The organism is Pseudomonas sp. Q1 (genome assembly GCF_009935975.1).
Taxonomy (GTDB): Bacteria; Pseudomonadota; Gammaproteobacteria; order Pseudomonadales; family Pseudomonadaceae; genus Aquipseudomonas; species Aquipseudomonas palleroniana.
Genome location: NZ_QODI01000050.1, coordinates 1 through 853, shown reverse-complemented (window position 1 = coordinate 853; position 853 = coordinate 1). Strand labels below are relative to the sequence as shown.

Sequence of the window (853 nt, the reverse complement as noted above, 5' to 3'; positions counted from 1 at the left end):
GGACGTGGTTGTATACCTTCACAGATGCCTCAACATTAATAACGTCACCCAGGAAGTAAGAGTTTGAAGGCCTCTCATAGGACCAGTCATCAGTCATGAGCTTCAGGGAGAACACCAAGACTTCTTCACCAGCCTCCGTTGAGGCATAAGGGACCCAAGTTGGCTTCAAGGCACTACTGCTGACATTTTGAAACCTTTGATAGTGGCATTGAACTCCAATAACTGCACCACCTGCACGGGTAATCGGAGTGCCAGCAAACGCCTCAGGAGTGTAGGTAAGGGCAAAGGTGTAGACAAGCTCATCCTTGGTCATCATCAAGACACTGTTGCAGTCCTGCAGTTCATTCTCAAAGAAGAGCACCTTAGAGCCTGGGACCAAACCGACAACAGGACATCCTCCCAGAGTCAGACCAGATGGCTGGATCAGTTCACCATTGCTAAACAAGTCCTGCTGTACCTCCACATGAATCCGGTTCTCACCGCATTGAATAGCTACACTACTGGGGGTCACAGGTTGCCTCAAATGGAAATCCACCGCCATCTCACTCGGCACTTCTGGAACAATGGGAAACCTCCAGTCCAAAGGCTTCACTGGACCCTGCAACACCTGCTTCTCCTGAAGACCAAGAGGCTCTTGTGCAAATCCTCTGTAGTCGAGACTCTGAAACAGAGAGGCCTTCTGCAAAGTGTTCCCGAGCACTTGAGAAGAAACAGGCACTCTGGAAGCTGGATATGATTGATGCTTCTTGCTTTTTGGACTTTGACTGGAACTCAAACTTCCAATAGCATTCTTCAGATCAAACACCACAAGCACAACCAGCACTAACAGACATTGCAAAAGACCCATCCTGAC

At 48.9% G+C, this 853-nt stretch carries 1 protein-coding gene; it reads right to left on the bottom strand.

Going from position 1 to position 853, the window contains the following annotated elements:
- A partial coding sequence (locus DK870_RS29070; protein ID WP_161550419.1) for a zona pellucida domain-containing protein occupies window positions 1-838 on the bottom strand: 838 nt, incomplete at its 3' end.
- Window positions 839-853: the final 15 nt, after the last annotated feature.